15 protein-coding genes are annotated in these 16,933 nt (G+C 54.0%); 6 read left to right on the top strand and 9 right to left on the bottom strand.

The features are described 5' to 3' along the window. Window positions 1-393: 393 nt before the first annotated feature. The 5 genes from glf to BLU05_RS03115 all read left to right on the top strand — a co-directional run bounded on the left by glf (window position 394) and on the right by BLU05_RS03115 (window position 6,524). Complete coding sequence (glf, locus tag BLU05_RS03135) at window positions 394-1,548, top strand: UDP-galactopyranose mutase (protein WP_210184587.1); 1,155 nt, start codon at window positions 394-396, stop codon at window positions 1,546-1,548. Further along, complete coding sequence (locus BLU05_RS03130) at window positions 1,545-2,432, top strand: glycosyltransferase (RefSeq protein WP_091877745.1); 888 nt, start codon at window positions 1,545-1,547, stop codon at window positions 2,430-2,432. The genes glf and BLU05_RS03130 overlap by 4 nt, the downstream gene beginning before the upstream one ends. A 266-nt stretch (window positions 2,433-2,698) precedes the next feature. After that, a complete protein-coding gene (locus BLU05_RS03125; RefSeq protein WP_091877744.1) occupies window positions 2,699-3,886 on the top strand; it encodes a glycosyltransferase family 2 protein in 1,188 nt (395 codons plus the stop codon). An 11-nt stretch (window positions 3,887-3,897) separates the two neighbouring features. Beyond that, the gene (locus BLU05_RS03120; protein ID WP_091877743.1) at window positions 3,898-5,451 is read left to right on the top strand and encodes a glycosyltransferase; all 1,554 of its coding nucleotides are present in this window, start codon (window positions 3,898-3,900) and stop codon (window positions 5,449-5,451) included. A 146-nt stretch (window positions 5,452-5,597) separates the two neighbouring features. Beyond that, entirely contained in the window at window positions 5,598-6,524 is a 927-nt protein-coding gene (locus tag BLU05_RS03115) for a DUF1194 domain-containing protein (RefSeq protein WP_244518127.1), read from the top strand. A gap of 455 nt (window positions 6,525-6,979) precedes the next feature. On the opposite strand, the gene BLU05_RS03110 is transcribed toward BLU05_RS03115, so the two are convergent. Further along, window positions 6,980-7,978, bottom strand: a complete 999-nt coding sequence (locus BLU05_RS03110; RefSeq protein WP_091877741.1) for a GlxA family transcriptional regulator — start codon at window positions 7,976-7,978, stop codon at window positions 6,980-6,982. Between the two features lie 218 nt (window positions 7,979-8,196). Further along, window positions 8,197-8,451, bottom strand: a complete 255-nt coding sequence (locus BLU05_RS03105; RefSeq protein WP_091877740.1) for a hypothetical protein — start codon at window positions 8,449-8,451, stop codon at window positions 8,197-8,199. Between the two features lie 142 nt (window positions 8,452-8,593). Here BLU05_RS03105 and BLU05_RS03100 point away from each other — a divergent pair, with 142 nt between their 5' ends. Further along, window positions 8,594-9,496 carry a LysR family transcriptional regulator gene (locus tag BLU05_RS03100; protein WP_091877739.1) on the top strand — a complete coding sequence of 301 codons (903 nt, stop codon included), beginning with the start codon at window positions 8,594-8,596 and terminating at the stop codon, window positions 9,494-9,496. Between the two features lie 212 nt (window positions 9,497-9,708). Here the strand turns inward: BLU05_RS03100 and BLU05_RS03095 are convergent, their stop codons facing one another. From BLU05_RS03095 to BLU05_RS03065, 7 genes are all read right to left on the bottom strand, one after another. Further along, complete coding sequence (locus BLU05_RS03095; protein WP_091877738.1) at window positions 9,709-10,434, bottom strand: copper homeostasis protein CutC; 726 nt, start codon at window positions 10,432-10,434, stop codon at window positions 9,709-9,711. Beyond that, complete coding sequence (locus tag BLU05_RS03090) at window positions 10,431-11,345, bottom strand: ROK family protein (protein WP_091877737.1); 915 nt, start codon at window positions 11,343-11,345, stop codon at window positions 10,431-10,433. Before BLU05_RS03090 ends, BLU05_RS03095 begins: the two co-directional genes overlap by 4 nt. Before the next feature lie 91 nt (window positions 11,346-11,436). Next, the gene (locus tag BLU05_RS03085) at window positions 11,437-13,464 is read right to left on the bottom strand and encodes an ASKHA domain-containing protein (RefSeq protein ID WP_244518185.1); all 2,028 of its coding nucleotides are present in this window, start codon (window positions 13,462-13,464) and stop codon (window positions 11,437-11,439) included. A 328-nt stretch (window positions 13,465-13,792) separates the two neighbouring features. Continuing rightward, a complete protein-coding gene (locus tag BLU05_RS03080) occupies window positions 13,793-14,752 on the bottom strand; it encodes a methyltetrahydrofolate cobalamin methyltransferase (RefSeq protein ID WP_091877735.1) in 960 nt (319 codons plus the stop codon). A gap of 11 nt (window positions 14,753-14,763) precedes the next feature. Then, the gene (locus BLU05_RS03075; protein WP_091878458.1) at window positions 14,764-15,630 is read right to left on the bottom strand and encodes a methylenetetrahydrofolate reductase; all 867 of its coding nucleotides are present in this window, start codon (window positions 15,628-15,630) and stop codon (window positions 14,764-14,766) included. 16 nt (window positions 15,631-15,646) lie between these two features. Beyond that, window positions 15,647-15,949: a virulence factor gene (locus BLU05_RS03070; RefSeq protein WP_091877734.1), complete on the bottom strand. Its 303-nt coding sequence runs from the start codon at window positions 15,947-15,949 to the stop codon at window positions 15,647-15,649. Between the two features lie 296 nt (window positions 15,950-16,245). Continuing rightward, on the bottom strand, window positions 16,246-16,911 hold the full coding sequence (locus BLU05_RS03065) for an exopolysaccharide biosynthesis protein (protein WP_091877733.1): 666 nt from the start codon (window positions 16,909-16,911) through the stop codon (window positions 16,246-16,248). Window positions 16,912-16,933 lie beyond the last annotated feature (22 nt).

Raw genomic sequence — 16,933 nt, 5'->3', positions numbered from 1 at the left:
ACTTCGAAGAATAAGAAATGGCGCCCGCAAGGGCGCCATTTTTTTGGGTGGTTGTCCAGTTCATTTAAGGTGAGAGTCTATTCAAATTAATGATTCATAATACGGTAACTTCCACATGTAAGTTAAAGTATAAATTATTTTTTTCTGACAACTCCAGATTTTATTTGACCGTAACATTGAGACAAAATCCGTAGGTTTACGGATTTCTCCAGCATGACATTTCGTGTCAACTGACAGCACTGCCAATAGCGAGTCATTTGCTCTGCAAGCCTCAAGTCATCGGAGATTTGAGATCAAGCTTGATGAGGGCGGATGCTATCGATTTTTGGCACTCAGATTGAGGGTTTCGGAGATGTTGGCACAAATGGTAGCCCCGCATTTTAAGGTGACGAAGTGAGGGGTAAGGTCGGCGTCGTGGGCGCAGGCTTTTCGGGCGCAGTTATTGCACGTGAGTTAGCGGACGCAGGTTACAAAGTTATCGTATTCGACAGTCGAAGCCATGTCGCGGGTAATTGCCATTCGGAACGCGATCCTGAGACAAATATAATGCTTCACGTGTATGGGCCGCACATTTTCCATACAAGCAATGAGAAAGTATGGAATTACATCCGTAAATTTGATGAGTTTATGCCTTTCGTCAATCGAGTTAAGGCTCTCGTTGGCAACAAAGTATACTCATTGCCGATTAATCTTATGACCATCAATTCATTCTTTGGAAAGGCGCTTTCCCCCAAGGAAGCCGCCGAATTTATGGGTTTAATAGGTGATCAATCCATTGTTGTTCCGCTGACCTTCGAACAACAGGCCTTACGCTTTGTTGGGCGTGATCTGTATGAAGTTTTCTTTAAAGGCTACACACAGAAGCAGTGGGGCTTACACCCGTCTGAACTTCCCTCCAGTATCCTGAAGCGCCTACCGGTGCGCTTCAACTATGATGACAATTATTATGCCAGTGCGTATCAGGGCATACCCAAGCACGGTTATACTTTTATTGTTGGAAAAATTCTTGACCATCCCAACATCGATATTCAATTGAACACCAATTTCGAGCGTGGGATGGCCGGTGACTATGACCACCTCTTCTATAGCGGCTCTATTGATAGTTGGTTCGATTTTGCCGACGGGCGCTTGGGTTACCGAACGCTGGATTTTGAAGTCGAGCGTCACCGGGGTGATTATCAAGGAAACGCGGTAATCAATTATTGTGATCAGCATGTGCCATGGACGCGTATATCCGAACACAAGCATTTTGCGCCATGGGAATCGCACGACAGTACGATTATTTACAAAGAACACAGTCGACAATGCGGCGCGGCAGATACCCCTTATTATCCTATCCGTCTCGTGAATGATAAGGCTCAATTCGCGCGATATGTCGAGTTGGCTCGCGCCGAACAAAAAATCACGTTTGTTGGCCGATTGGGGACGTATCGGTATCTCGATATGCATGTCACGATTGCCGAAGCGTTTGAAGTAGCTGAACGCTTTCTCGATATGCAAAAGAGCGGCGGTGCCATGCCCAGCTTTGTCGTGGACCCACTCGCATGACGCCGGATAGCATGGGCGTTGTCGCAGTTGTTGTCACCCATAATCGCTCCGAGGAACTCAAACAGGTTGTGGCTGCTCTGTTATCGCAAACCCTCAAGCCAGACCATATTGTGGTGATAGATAACGCCAGTACAATTCCGGTGGTTGCGGGCACGCCGTCATCCTCAACGTTCCATGTTGTCCGTAGCGAGATAAATCATGGCGGGGCAGGCGGTTTTGCTCTTGGCCTTGAGACAGGTCTCTCGTTTAATCCAAAGTGGATTTGGTTGCTGGATGACGATGCAGTGCCGCATCCATCTGCCTTGGAGTGTCTGCTTGAAGTCCATTGCCAGTTACCAGCAAAAACTGGCGCAATGTGTCCCGCTGTCTATGAGTTTGGTTCGCTGGCCCTGATGCACCGCAGAAAATACTCACATGCTCTCGGTATAGAAACCCCTGTATCGGCGGAAAACTATGTAGTCGCTACCCATGAGATAGATACGGCGTCGTTTGTTGGTTTTCTTGTCCTCACTGATGCCGTCCGCGAGATCGGAATGCCGGATATCAGGTTTTTTGTTTCCTACGATGACATTGAGTATTCCCTGCGTCTGAAGAAATTTGGATGGAGGATTTGGCTCGTACCGGCAAGTCAGATAGATCATATGCGTGTTCAAGCATCAAGGATGCGGCATAGCCAGTTTGGTGTGAAGCATTACTATAACGTGAGAAATATGGTATTTCTTTCTGGTGAATACTCCGAATTCAAGTTTTTATCTATTTTTTTAGCAATAATTACTGGAATAGCGATATGGGCGGTATCGAGAAAGAAGTTTAGCGTGATGTCTCTACGTATGCTCTTTAGAGCAATATGGGACGGGTTGAAGGGGAGGCTTGGAGAGTTCTAGCCAATGCGTCGGAGTTGGTTCAGAGGCAAAACCCATTCAAAACAAGAGAAGGGCACTGGCGCGTCAAGAGGCGAAGGCATTGGCGAATATGGCCCCACTCTATCTCTACGCACTTTCTGACAGAATTCGCTGTGATGCCAGAAAATATTAATCTTGTGAAATTTTCTACGACTGTTCCCGGAGCGAAGAATACCGGGTCGTCTTCGCTGTACGATATTTAAACTATACTTTATAGAAAACTCCAGAAAAGGCTGTGTTAATTTAAGATGACGGACCAGATCATTTATGACGCCCGTGATGCACTGGATGATGGTGAAGTGCTCATTTCGTTCATTGTGCCGGTGTTCAATACGGAAGCATTCCTACGTGAAACACTCGATTCCATAGCCTGCCTGGATTCGCAAAACATTGAGATAATCGTTGTTGATGACGGCAGCACAGACCGCAGTTCCGACGTGATTAACAATTGGATGCGTTCACACAAATTCCCATCGGTTCATATTTGGCAACCCAATGCTGGCCCGTCTGCGGCCAGGATGGCTGGGCTCAAAAAAGCACGCGGAGAGTTTGTTGGGTTTTGTGATAGCGATGACCGCCTTGATGTGGCCGTCTATCTTAAACTGGCAGAAATTGCCAAGCGCGGAGCGTGTGAAGTTGCCATTTGCCGTTCAGTTGTTTTTGACAATGCCTCCGGAGAATCTCACGACTTTTATGATGCTCCGCTTTGGCACTGGATATTGGCGGGGCAGAGCAGTGTAACGGTAAACGCTGCCCGGGATTGTCGCATTTTCCAGCTTGAACCCAACGTCAACACCCGTCTTTGGCAACGTTCATTTGCTTTGGAGAATAATCTCTCATTTCCAATTGGGCTGACCATTGGAGAAGATTTCCCGACCCATATTGATGCACTTGGGGCTGCGCATAGGGTGCTCCTACTCGATAGTACGGGCTATTTCTATCGGGTAAACCGGGCCGGCAAGATTACAGACGAAAAGAGCGCCAGACGCTTCGATATCCTCCAATCAGTGACATTGGCGTTACGCGCGGCGCAGAAGAGGCAAGTAAATATAGAGGGAATGGCGCATATCCTGGCGATGGCCTCCCGTCTGATCTATTGGTGTGGGAAGAATACGCTTAATAAAGATAGGGTGCGTTTCTTCACGATGGCCTGCCAGTTAATTCGTGAAAGAGTTCCAAGGCCTGTCGTCAACTATTGCATTAACTCTGTCGTGGATGAACGGGAGGGCATTCTTCTGTCTGCGTTCAGCACAAACTCCGTCCCGTTCCTTGTTAGCCATGCGTCCAGGCAATCGTTTTCTCCGTTCGTAACGTTAAGAATGTTGCTGGACTGGCAGTTCGGTGACAAGCCGAGAGCAGTTGCAAAAAGAATGATGTTGGCGAAGTTCAGAACCTTCTTTGCGACAGTATTTCCTATCGCTTATAAAAAATCATAGAGCAAACAGACATGTTGAGAAACACGGAATTCCATCGGTTGGCGAGGAGGCTCAATGGTGTCCTTCTCACTAGATATTTAGATGAAGATCGTTGGCGCCTCCAAAATAGCTTCTTCGGACTTAAAGTGCGATCAGAGGATCCTCAAAGTGTCACGGTGTTTTTTGGTGCGCGATCAGGTCTTGAGATTGTTCGCCTTCTGACATCTTCCCCGACAATGAAGATTGTGCTTGTTGAACCTCATGAGGGGTTGCGACAGGAGATTTTGACGTCGCTTGCGCGGGTTCAAGGGCTCGACTGGCAGAGCCAAGTTATCTTTTGTTCGTCTGCGGACGAACTGGCACATGCCATCCCCGAACGAAGGATAGGAATGGTCCGTGTTGATTTGGCGGCATTCGATTGGGGCATGGTCGCCCGCTTGATTGAGAGTTTCGAGATTGGCCACATCGCCGGCGAGTTTGATCCTTACGATGCTGATCCAATGGTCGTCTATCGCGGTTGCCGCGGCCGGGTTGAAAGCTTCTTCTGGCGAATATCCGGCCATTCGACGCCGATCAGCTTCAATGGTCCAAAGGCTACTTATGAGGTTTCAGTGATCGTCCCTGCATATAAGGTACTCCCTTGGATCGACCGATGCATGGGAACACTCGCTGATCAGACTCTCCAATCCATGGAAATCATTGCGGTCGATGATGGATCGCCTGATGCCACTGGTGCTCGACTCGACGAATGGGCGGAAAAGTATCCGGGACGTATCAAGGTCATACACAAACAGAATGGTGGTTGCGCATCCGCCCGCAATGCTGGGATTGCCCACGCTACCGGAGAGTATGTTGCGTTCGTAGACGGAGATGATTGGGTTGACGTGAACATGTTTGAGCAGCTCTACCAGTCCGCTGTCCTCAACGCGGCGGATGTTTCACAGTGTGGGTATATAGAAGCCTTCGAGGATTCTGGACGGTTCGAAGCCTATCCTACCGCTGCGGGTGGTTCCTCGGTCGACGGCAAGAGTGGGCTCGTATGGAACCCTCGCACATTTCTTGCGGTAAAGCCGACAATCTGGCGACGCATCTACAAACGCGCTTTCTTATCCGATAATGGCATAAGCTTTCCGGAGCACATTCGCCGTTTTGATGACCTTCCATTTCAGTTCGAAGTTCTTGCACGCGTGAAACGCATGTCGATCATTCCAGACTGCTATTATTATTACCGGCAGGAGCGGGAAGGCCAGGACATCTCTGTGACTGATCACCGATTGTTTGTCCATTTTCCGATCTTTGAATGGCTTAATGAGAAGGTAGGTGTCTGGGCTGATGGCGAGATTGAGAGCTATCTACTAAAATGCAAGATCAACACGCACCTCTTTGCGCTGTCCCGGCTCGATAAGAAGTTCGTCAGGCTTTACGTCGCTCATGCAGCACATGATGTGTGCGGAGGTAGGGTTCGCCTCAAATTACGCGACACCTTTCGTATCGTCCGTAGCGGTGGCCTGCCCGCACTTCATTTTATGGCCGGATGCTTTTTCTTTTTGAATACGAAGAGGCCGAAGATGATCCCATGCGATTGATTTCCAAGCGTGCTGGCTGTCTCGGACTTTCTGAGCCACAACGATCAAGGTCGGGGGGTGAATAATGCGCACGCAACAACTACCACTTCCACGATGATGCATGGCGATTGAATGAGAGGATTGCGTCCGCAGGGGCGCCATTTCTTTTGAACAACCGTTCAATAGAGCGTGAATGCGCCGTATCGGGCTTTGTATTGCGCCTGATTGCGTTACACTTGCCTATGGCATCGCACAGGAAAACTTTCAGAGGTTTTCTCTTACTCGCGGCATCACTGGCGAGTTCTGCTGCATGCGCCCAGACCGCCCCTGTCGATGTTGATGTCGAGCTTGTGCTGGCTGTGGATGCATCCCGCTCCATGGAACCCTTTGAGCAGAAGATTCAGCGCGATGGCTATATCGCCGCCTTGCGCCACCGTCAGGTTATCGATGCCATTCTTGAAGGCGTTCATGGCCGCGTGGCAATTACCTATGTCGAGTGGGCGGGGTCATCCATGCAACGCGTCATCGTGCCATGGACGCTGGTGGATAGCGCTGAATCGGCTGAACGGCTGGCTGTGGCCCTCGATCAGCCCATTCCTTCCACCCAAAGCCGCACATCGATTTCCGGAGCGATTGATTTTGGCGCGACGCTTTTTGACAATAACGGTTTTCGGTCCTCGCGCCATGTGATTGATGTCTCCGGCGATGGTGCCAATAATCATGGCAGGCCAGTCATCGAAGCGCGTGCGGAGGCGATTGCCAAGGGCGTGACCATCAATGGTCTGCCATTGATGACACAGAGCGACTTCTATTCGGATTGGGTCGTCTCCGATCTCGATACCTATTACGGTAACTGCGTCATCGGCGGTCGCGGCGCCTTCATGGTTCCCGTCAATTCATGGGAACAGTTCCCCGAAGCGGTGCGCCGCAAGCTTGTACAGGAACTCGCTGATAAGCCTGACGGCATAGAACATGCAGAATGGTCGCCTCAGGAAAAACTCCCGGTTATCTTTGCGCAGACCAAGAAAGACTATGACTGCCTGTCCGGTGAAAAAGTCTGGCAGCGGCGCATGCAGGATTGGGAATCGCGATAGATTTGCTTCAAGGATGGTTCGTGGGTCGATATAACAACCATGAGGGAGAGTGAGGATGCAAGAACCACCTTGGATTGGTTGATGCGATGCTAAGCACCCATATTGGAGAGATTGGTAGTGTAACCGCCAAGGGTGCAGAATTTGGCTCCTAAAAAAACCCACCCTACCGTCATCCTCGGGCTTGACCCGAGGACCCACGGTTAAGGAGCTCAAACGAATCTCAACGTTCAGCACTTTTGAATTATGGGTCCTCGGGTCAAGCCCGAGGATGACGGTGGGGGTGGGTGAAGCCCGAGGATGACGGTGGGGTGGGTTTGTTAGGAGCGAAATTCTGCACCCCTTACGCTGCAATCTTTACGATGAGCGTTGCATCCTCACTCTCCCTCATGGTTGTTATGTCGAACCACGAACCACGAACCACGAACCACGAACCACGAACATGCTGAAGCAGGTAACTATGCCGCCATCAGCTGCTTGCGGTCGGCGCGTTCCTGCTGTGGTGAGCGGCCATAAAGTTCGCGGTAGCATTTGGAAAAATGCGATGCGGAGACGAAGCCGCAGGCAACCGCTACTTCAACAATAGGCATGGATGACTGGATGAGGAGATGGCGGGCGCGGTCGAGTCTGATTTCCAGATAATAGCGCGCGGGTGAGCGTCCCATCTCCTGCCGGAACAGCCGTTCGATCTGGCGGCGTGACAGGCCGACATGGTCGGCAATCTCGATGAGCGATAGCGGCTCGGACAGACGTGCCTCCATCAGTTCGATGATGGTAAGAACTTTTGAGTTCTGCACGCCGAGACGTGCGCGCAATGGCAGCCGCTGACGATCATGCGGGCTACGCACGCGGTCGGTCAGGGCCTGTTCGCAGACGCGGTTGACGATATTATCGCCGAAATCATCGCCGATGAGCTTCAACATCATGTCGAGCGCGGCGGTGCCGCCGGCGCAGGTGTAGATATTGCCGTCGACTTCAAACAGGTCCGCATAGACGTCGGCTTTCGGAAACGCTTCGGCAAAGCCGGGAAGGTTTTCCCAATGGATTGCGCAGCGCTTGCCCGAGAGCAGGCCAGCGGCAGCCAGAATGTGCGCGCCGGTGCAAAGGCCACCAACGGCGACGCCGCGGTTGAATTCTTCCCGCAGCCAGGCATAGACGGATTTGTTCTGGAATTTTTCGACATGCACGCCGGAGCAGACAAAAACCATGGATGGACGGTCTTCGCCGGTCAGAAAGCGGCGTTCATCTTCAAGGGAAGAGTTCGCGGCGCATTCAACGCCATTGGAGGCCGTGACGGGTTTGCCATCGACCGAGGCCAGACGCCAGCGATAGGCCTCATATCCGAGCATGCGATTGGCGATGCGCAGCGGTTCGATAGCGGTCGCAAAAGCGATCATCGAAAAGTTCGGCACAAGGAAAAAAACAAAAGACCGCTTGTTCAGGTCCGTCTGGTTCATGATGATTCTATGTTCCCATTATTACTACGAGGCCATGTCGCACCTGAAGTAGGTTCTTCAAATTACGGGCGTGGTCTCTGGAGCTTTTTTTCAGATAGAACCATAGAATTATTCTAAAGGGAAGTGAGCCTGCCTGTGTCGCAAAAGCGCAGGTAAAGCGCAAAATAAAGGGAGCGGACGTGAACAGGTCCGCTCCCTTATTGGGGTGTTCTCATGATTTACTGGCGCGTGCGATTAGACTGATTGCATTCGGCAATCTGGCGCTCATACAGATCCGGCCAGCCAATATCAGAGCGGATATTATCTGGAAGACTATCCAGAGCTGCTTCTGTCACACGCCGCCGACGGCCCCGGACAATCGCATCGCGCGAGACTATTGCTATTGATGCGACGCTTTCCGCCGTGCGTGTAACGGCAGTAAAGAGACGTTCACTCAGGCTTGTCTGGTGTGGAAGTTCATTGCAGACACTCATTTTGCTGCTCCTTGTGGTTAAGGTGCCCAATTTTCTGTAACCACCTTGTTGTGTGATATTGACTATCTGCCCAAGTTGATGTTCAATCAAACGAAATTACAGAACAGTATAGTTCAGAAAAATTGATGAAGGAGACGCCGCAATGTCAGCACCGATGCAGCATCCCATACCGATCCTCGATCTTGATGTGTTGCGTACCTTTGCCATGATTGCCGAGACGGGCAGCTTTTCCAGCGCTGCCAATGCGGTGTTCCGCACACCTTCGGCTGTGTCCATGCAGATCAAGAAGCTTGAGGAGACACTTGGTCATATCCTGCTTGAACGCGATGCACGTTCGGTCAAACTGACGCCGAGCGGCGAGTTGCTGCTTGGATATGCGCGGCGCATGCTGGCGCTCAATCGCGAAACTGTGGCGAAATTCATCACGCCAACGGTTTCCGGGGTTGTCCGGCTCGGTGCGCCCGATGATATCGGCGAAAAGGTGCTGCCCTTCGTTTTGAAGCGCTTTGCCGAGTCGCATCCGGATGTCACCGTTGATGTGGTCATCGACCAGAGTAACAGCCTGCGCAAGCGGCTGGATGAGCAGCGGCTTGATGTGACGCTTGTTAATGTCAATGAAACATTGGCCAAGCTTGATGAGGTCGAAGTCCTCATGACCGAGGAAATCATCTGGGCCGGGGCGAAATGCGGAACAGCGCATGAGCGCAATCCTTTGCCGCTTTCCATGTGGGAAGAGGGCTGCATCTGGCGCGCCAATGCCATCAGCGCACTTGAAAGCGCTGGCAGGGACTATCGTGTCGCCTATATGAGCGCCCATACGATGGGCCAGCGCGCCGCTATCGTGGCCGACCTTGCCGTTGCGCCGTTCTCAAAGTTTCTGCTTGAGGACAATATGGTAGCACTTGGCCCGGAAACTGGTCTGCCACCACTCGGTGAGTCCAAGCTTGGCATGCTGGTTGCCAAAAATGCCGGCGCGCATGTCAAAGCTGTGGCTCAGCATCTGCGGGTGTATTTCGAGGGCTACGAGCGGACGGGCAAGCTTTAGGGGCAATTGGAGCGGTAACACCCCCTCTAAACGCTGCATCGATATATTGCGTGGTTCGACAGGCTCACCATGAGGGAGAGGGGTGGGGTGCAAGGAGCTCTATTCTGCAACGTTGGCGATTATCCTTACATCCACACTCCCCCTCATGGTGAGCCTGTCGAACCACGAACCACCCGCAATGCCACCCACGTCCAAACGGCAGCACCACACCTCTACCGAGTTTGGCAATAAGCCTTCAATGCCTTGACCAGCTCAACGCTGGTGCGCTTTTGCGTTGAAGTCTCAAAACCGAGCCGCTGTGCAGCGGCACTGACTGGTTCTGCCAGAACCGCGCAGGATGAGTGGATTTCCCGAAAGGGAATACGGTCAAGCAATGCACCGGCATTGCCGATATTGACGCCCGAGCCGGGCATGATCTTGATCCGCCCAGCAGCAAGCGCGAAGGTTTCTGCCAGATTGTCGATGCCTTCAGCTGATGTCGGCATGCGGCCTGAAGTCAGAATACGTTCAAAGCCAAGTCCAACAGCCGTTTCAACAGCCTCAGCAAGATCGGGTACGAGATCGAAGGCCCGATGCAGCGTCACGCCCAGTCCATGGCAATTGCGCATCAGGCGTTCAAGCGTGGCATGGTCGAGACTGCCATTGGCATGGTTCGCACCAAGGACGATGCCCGCCAGACCGGCGCTGCGGATCATGTCGATTTCCCGCAGCATCGCGTCGATATCAGCCTCGCCGAAGACGAAATTGCCGGGCCTCGGACGGATCATGGCGTAGATCGGAATGGGCGAAGCAATGGCCTGACCGATCAGGCCGGGTGTTGGTGTCAGGCCGCCGAGTTCCAGCGCAGAGCAAAGCTCCACCCGGTCAGCGCCGCCTGTGATGGCAGCGGCGAGGCCGCTCGAATCATCAACGCAGACTTCCAGAAGAATGCCGCTCATTGTGCCGCTCCCATCAAACCGAGAACACCGGCACCGATCAATCCGGGTTCAATTTTCAGTTGCGCCGGGATGACCAGCGGCTTGGCTGTCTTCCACAGGATGCGGTCACGCACGGCGCGGTCCAGCCGCTCGATCAGCGGGACTGAATTGGCAAGGCCGCCACCGACGGGCACAATCGACGCGCCGACCACATTGAGCGTCATGGCCAGCGGGCCACTGACGATATCGATGTAGCAATCAATGGTGCGCTCAGCCGCCGCATCGCCGCTGTTCCATGCGGCAATGATCTCGGTGCTTGGCAGATCAACGCCGTGAATGTGTGCATGCAGGCGTTCCATGCCACGCGCTGCGCCAACCGCATCGACGCAGCCGACCTGACCACAACCGCAGGCATAACGCGGGATGGCAATCGGCGGATTACCGGCCCATGTCGCCGATATCGGACCATGGCCCCATTCCCCGGCAAAGCCGCCGGCGCCCTCATGTATCTTGCCATTGATGACAAGACCGCCACCAACGCCAGTGCCCAGAATAATGCCGAACACCACGCGGTGGCCGCGTCCGGCGCCGACAACGGCTTCCGACAGGGCAAAACAATCGGCGTCATTGGCGACAAGAACCGGACGGCGCAGCTTTTCGCTGAGGTCTTTGACCAGCGGGCGACCATCGATGCAGGGAATGTTCGCACAGGTGATTTTACCACTATCCGCATCGATAACACCGGCAATCGAAATGGAAATCAGCGATGCGGTATCAGCGCCACCCTCCGCTGCAATCTTTTCAATCGCGGCGGCAAAGGCGTCGAAATCGCGCAAGGGCGTCGGCACTTTTGGCAGTGGCCGGATGTCTTCGGGCGCATAGGCTATTGCACCCTTGATGGCCGAGCCACCGATGTCAAAGCAGGCAATCATGGGAACATATATCCGGAATCAATCATGGTGGATGTTGATAGCGGAATTTGTCTGCATGGCAAACTCAACTGAATGGATTTATTCACGCGACCTATTCACGCGACCGGCGGGCCGCTCGGTCCTCGCGTGAGCGTCGGCGCGGTGTGGCATCACCTGTCTGACCATCCTCACCGACATTCTTGCGCGGTGGCAGGGTGACGGCCTGCGAGAGTTTGGGGAAGGGATCGACCTTGTTCGGCATGGCCATGGCATAGACGAAATGCTCCTGGAATTTTGGCTCCAGTGCCGTTTCGATCTTCTCGATGCGCGTGACAGTATCCTCGATCTCGCGGCGATAATCGCGGTTAAGCAGCGCCATGCGCGCGCCTGTACCGGCGGCATTGCCGACAGCTTTTACCTTGTCGAGGTCGCAATCAGGGATAAGGCCGAGCACCATGGCATATTTTGGATCGATAAAAGAACCGAAGGCACCGGCAAAACGGATTTGATCAACGTGATCAATGCCTTGCTTGTCCATCAGCAGCTTGACGCCCGCATAGAGCGCAGCCTTGGCAAGCTGGATTGCACGCACATCGTTCTGGGTAATGGTGATGGTCGGTGTTCCCTCGCGCAGCAGATAGGAGAATGTACGACCGTTTGGCATGATACGCGGCGATTTGGCAACAAGACTACCATCCACCACGCCATCTTCGGAGATAATGCCGGAAAGGTACATTTCCGCGACGACTTCGATAATAGCTGAGCCGCAAATGCCTGTTATGCCACTTGCCTGCACGGCTTCGGCAAAACCCGGTTCATCCGACCATTGTTCCGTGCCGATGACGCGGAAGCGTGGCTCCAGTGTTATCGGATCGATACGCACACGTTCGATGGCGCCGGGGGCAGCGCGCTGGCCGCCCGAGATTTCCGCGCCTTCAAAGGCCGGGCCTGTTGGCGAGGAGGCTGCAACCGTGCGTTGCCGGTTGCCAAGCACGATTTCCGCATTGGTGCCGACATCGACGAGCAGCATCATCTCATCCTGCCGGTGCGGACCTTCCGCAAGGGTTGCAGCAGCAGCATCAGCGCCGACATGGCCGGCAATGCAAGGCAGCATATAGACGCGCGAGCCGGGGTTCATATTGAGACCGATTTCACTGGCTCTGAGATGCACGGCGCCGGAAACGGCGAGGGCAAACGGCGCGCCGCCGAGTTCCGTCGGGTCAATGCCGAGGAAAAGGTGATGCATGATCGGATTGCCGACAAACACCGCATCGAGAATGTCCTCGCGCGCGACATTGCCTTCAGCACAGACCTTGCCGATCAACTCGTTGATGGCGTCGCGCACCGCATTGGTCATGCCTTCCCGGCCTTCCGGGTTCATCATGACGTAGGAGACGCGGCTCATCAGATCTTCGCCGAAGCGGATTTGCGGGTTGGATGTTCCAGCCGAAGCAATGGTGCGCACCGAAAGCAGCGATGACAGATGCATGGCAATCGTGGTGGAACCGATATCGCAGGCGATGCCGTAAGCCTCGTTCTTCAGGCCGGGCCACAGGCCGATCATGGTTGGCCGCGTCGTTTCCTCGTCGTGGTGAATGGCAGCGGTGACGCCCCATTCGCCCTTGCGCAGGATTTTCTGAATTTGCGGCAGGAGATAGGTATCCACATCAAGATTGCGGATGCCCCATTCCTTTTCCAGTGCGGCCTTCAGGCGGTCAAGATCGCCGAGCGGCTTGTGCATGTCCGGCTCTTCCACCTCGACATAGCACATATGGATGGCTGGGTTGCGCTCGATGATACGTGTATCGGCATCCTTGCGCACGACCTGCGCATTGACCTGAACATCCTGCGGCACATCCACAACGAGATCGCCGAGAATGGTTGCCGAGCAGGAAAGGCGGCGGCCATCCTTCAGATCACGCTTTTCGGCGTAACGTTTTTCTTTTGGACCGAATTCGGAAATGTGATCATTGGAAGAGGTAATGCCGTGCTTGGCAAATTTGCCTTCCTGCACGTCAATCTGGCAGCGCCCGCAAATGCCGCGCCCGCCGCACACGCTTTCCACATAGACACCGAGCGTGCGCGCTGCCTCCAGCACCGTGGTGCCAACCGCAAAATGCCCGCGCTTGCCCGATGGCATGAACAGAACAAGCGCGTCCTTTGCCGATGCTTCAGGGGATTTTACGGGTGCGTTCACAATCAATGCTCCAAGTCCTGCATGCCATTTGCTTGCAATACCGATATGGCCGGTGCGCAGTTTGTGGTCCGTGGTTCGTGGTTCGACAGGCTCACCATGAGGGAGAGTGGTGATGAAAGGGAGTCAAGTTCTGCAACTCTTGTGATGCGTGATCTTTTTGATCTGCCATCCCTAAGATTAGCGTTGCATCCTCACTCTCCCTCATGGTGAGCTAGTCGAACCACGAACCACGAACCACGAACCACGCCAATAGCGTGGCATCACAAATCAATCAACCGGCAACGCCACGCCGCGCTTCACGTCCACCGCGCCGCCGTCCACCGCCATTGGCATCAGCAGGAACCGATACGGCAGGCGCTCCGGCAACAGCAGGCTGATGGTCACGATATTTCCTGATCCAATAAGTGCAGTTGGCATCGGTGCCGTTGAGCACGTTGGCGGCGTGAACCGCTTCCATTTCCTGCGGACGGCAGGGATTCATGATCGCCGAGGTCATGCCAGCGCCGATTACCATGGGAATAAACCCGGCATTGATGCCGTGACGGTGGGGCAGGCCGAATGAGATGTTGGAAAGGCCGCAGGTGGTGTTGACCTTCAGCTCTTCACGCAGACGGCGCAGCAGCGCAAAAACCTGACGGCCCGCATCTCCAAGCGCGCCAATCGGCATGACCAGCGGGTCAACGACGATATCATGCGCCGGAATGCCAAAATCAGCCGCGCGCTGCACGATCTTCTTGGCAACGGCAAAACGGACGTCCGGGTCCATGGAAATACCGGTTTCGTCGTTGGAGATAGCGACGACAGGCACATTGTACTTCTTGATCAGCGGCAGGATGGCTTCAAGCTTTTCCTCTTCACCGGTCACCGAATTAACCAGCGGGCGGCCCTTGGCGACTTTCAGAGCAGCTTCAATAGCAGCCGTTACCGAGCTGTCGATGGAGAGGGGAACATCGACCAGATTCTGCACGATCTCCAGTGTCTTGACCAGAAGGCCCGGTTCCGTTGCATTCGGGTCGACAGCAGTGACGCCCGCATTGACATCAAGCATGGTTGCACCGGCAGCAACCTGCTCCAGCGCATCCCTGATGACCGTATCAAAATTGCCAGCGATCATTTCGGCGGCAAGCTTCTTGCGGCCGGTCGGATTGATCCGCTCGCCGATCACGCAGAAAGGCTGGTCAAATCCGATGATGATTTCTCTGGTCGCCGAGGCAACAATGGTACGGGTCATTCAGGAAATCCTTAGTTCGCTGCTGCAGATGCGTAGTGGCCGGTTGCGACATTCCAGGAGCCGCGATCAACCAGCCATTCGGAGGACTTCTTCAGGCCGCCAAACGGGAAAATGTGGATCTGCTTGATGGCGGAAGCCGGATGGTTGATCACATGCTGTTCGATAGGGCCAACAACACCTTCAGGTGAATGGCTGGTGGCAAGCGCTGTCAGGGACAAGGCATTCTTTTTGAGGAAGCTGATCGAGTTGCCGACGCCGCACATGGCAGCATATTTGATCAATGTGGTGATCTTGGCCGGGCCAGCAACGCCCAGATGCACAGGCAGATCAACGCCATGTTCCCGCAGCGATTCCGCATAGCGGATAAAGCGATCGGCATCAAAGCCGAACTGCGTGACGACACGCAAGCGGGCGCCGGTGCGCTCGCCAAAATTCTTCTTCAGGCGCAGGGCTTCAAGCGCAACAGCTTCGGAAAATTCCGGGCTGCCTTCCGGATGACCGGCGACGCCCATTTCATTGATGCCATATTTGTCGAAAAAGCCGGTTTCCAGCACTTCCATGGTGGAGGAGAATTCGCCAGCCTGCCGTTCAAGGCCGCCGCCGATAACCAGCACATCGGTCACACCAGCTTCTTCAGCGGCGCGGCGGATGCGGGTCTCCAAGGCTACTTTCGTGCCAAGGCGGCGGGAGGCGAAATGCGGAACTGGCTTGTAGCCGAGATCATGAATGCGTTTGGCGGCAGCTGTCAGCGTGTCAACGCCATCAGTACCCATGTCAGTGATGTAAACGCGTGTCCCTTCCGGGAACAGTCCGGGCAGGTCCTGCGATTCAATCGCCTGGCGTGCCGCCACTTCGATGGATGCTGCGATCTTTGTCATTGGCTTTGCTTTCAGTTCATGAATTGTCATGTCCGCCTGCCTTTACTAGCGCCACAAGGCGTTCCCGATGATATTCGCTGTCAATACGGGCGAGGGCCGCATCAGCCTCCGCATCCAGATCATCACTCACCGGCACCGGTGTTCCCCGGCGCCACTCTGCCAGATAGGCGTCCGAATCCCGGGCGCCAATGCGCATCGCACACATGTCGATGGCTTCAGTAAAACGAAGAGGAAGTTCGCGTTTTGCGGCCTGACGTCCTTTTTTGACGGTCACTTGAGCAGGAATGTCCCGCCAATAAACGACAATAAGATCGGCCATGCAGTTTATCCTCCAACGAGGACCGTTTTGCCTGATAATCAGGGGGTAAGCTTGTTATCTCACGACGTGCGCCCACTCAAATGCGACGTGCGACATTGTTGTTTTTGCGACAGAGATTTTAGTGGGGGTGGTTGGTTCGTGGTTCGACAAGCTCACCATGAGGGAGAAGGGTGATGAAAGGGAGTCAAGTTCTGCAACGTTGGTGATCTGCAAAGCTGGCGATTATCTTTACATCACCTCTATCCCTCATGGTGAGCTTGTCGAACCACGAACCAACATCACGGCTCTGCCCAATCTCAAAAAGGCCAGAAACCTGCCAGATAGGCCAGCACGTTGGCGGCGATGAAGGCGAAGCCGAAGACGATGCTGATCGAGACCACGCCCAGAATGAGGCCACCGAGCATCAAACGGCCATCGCGTTCACACAGTGCAATGCCGATAATGGCCGTTGCCAAGGCCGGAAGCCAGTTTGAAAGCGGCATGGGCAGGACGACGGACATGCCCAGAACTGTCGTAAATGCGCCGAGCCAGCGATCGCCCTGACGCTGGGAAAAGGGCCAGTTGCGCGGGCGGATGAAGCGTTCCAGCCATTGCAGCCACGGAACAACCTTGTTCGAGACCTGACGAAAACGTTCCGGCGCAATGGTTTTTGTGCGCATGAAGGTCGGTAGCCAGACGGATTCGCGGCCCATGACCATCTGCACCGATACAAGAACAAGCGGAATGCCGGTGACAATACCGGTTCCCGGTGGCAGCGGAAGCAGGTTGAGAATGGCGAAAAATGTCAAAAGGGCTGCGAAGCTGCGATCAGTGAAGGCATCTTCAAGTTCGGTGAAAGAAACGGGTGCGGTGGTTGTCCGTGCAAGGTCTTCGAAAACCTGTGAAAGGGGCCGCGGATCGTTTTCCGCATGTGTCGAAGCACTGTCCATCTTCTTCTGATTTTCACTATCTATTGCAACCATGGGTCCGTCTTTTGTTCAACCT

This window comes from Phyllobacterium sp. OV277 (genome assembly GCF_900104355.1).
GTDB lineage: Bacteria > Pseudomonadota > Alphaproteobacteria > Rhizobiales > Rhizobiaceae > Phyllobacterium.
The sequence above is the reverse complement of the archived record's forward strand: the minus strand, read 5'-3'. Positions and strand labels throughout refer to the sequence as shown.

Bases quoted from the DNA above. Each gene is read 5' to 3' on its own strand.
- BLU05_RS03070 (WP_091877734.1), bottom strand. From the start codon at position 15,949: ATGGCCGATCTTATTGTCGTTTATTGGCGGGACATTCCTGCTCAAGTG.
- BLU05_RS03075 (WP_091878458.1), bottom strand. From the start codon at position 15,630: ATGACAAAGATCGCAGCATCCATCGAAGTGGCGGCACGCCAGGCGATT.
- BLU05_RS03065 (WP_091877733.1), bottom strand. From the start codon at position 16,911: ATGGTTGCAATAGATAGTGAAAATCAGAAGAAGATGGACAGTGCTTCG.
- BLU05_RS03100 (WP_091877739.1), top strand. From the start codon at position 8,594: ATGTCAGCACCGATGCAGCATCCCATACCGATCCTCGATCTTGATGTG.
- BLU05_RS03125 (WP_091877744.1), top strand. From the start codon at position 2,699: ATGACGGACCAGATCATTTATGACGCCCGTGATGCACTGGATGATGGT.
- BLU05_RS03095 (WP_091877738.1), bottom strand. From the start codon at position 10,434: ATGAGCGGCATTCTTCTGGAAGTCTGCGTTGATGATTCGAGCGGCCTC.
- BLU05_RS03105 (WP_091877740.1), bottom strand. From the start codon at position 8,451: ATGAGTGTCTGCAATGAACTTCCACACCAGACAAGCCTGAGTGAACGT.
- BLU05_RS03120 (WP_091877743.1), top strand. From the start codon at position 3,898: ATGTTGAGAAACACGGAATTCCATCGGTTGGCGAGGAGGCTCAATGGT.
- BLU05_RS03110 (WP_091877741.1), bottom strand. From the start codon at position 7,978: ATGAACCAGACGGACCTGAACAAGCGGTCTTTTGTTTTTTTCCTTGTG.
- BLU05_RS03090 (WP_091877737.1), bottom strand. From the start codon at position 11,345: ATGATTGCCTGCTTTGACATCGGTGGCTCGGCCATCAAGGGTGCAATA.
- BLU05_RS03080 (WP_091877735.1), bottom strand. From the start codon at position 14,752: ATGACCCGTACCATTGTTGCCTCGGCGACCAGAGAAATCATCATCGGA.
- BLU05_RS03130 (WP_091877745.1), top strand. From the start codon at position 1,545: ATGACGCCGGATAGCATGGGCGTTGTCGCAGTTGTTGTCACCCATAAT.
- BLU05_RS03085 (WP_244518185.1), bottom strand. From the start codon at position 13,464: ATGCCATCGGGCAAGCGCGGGCATTTTGCGGTTGGCACCACGGTGCTG.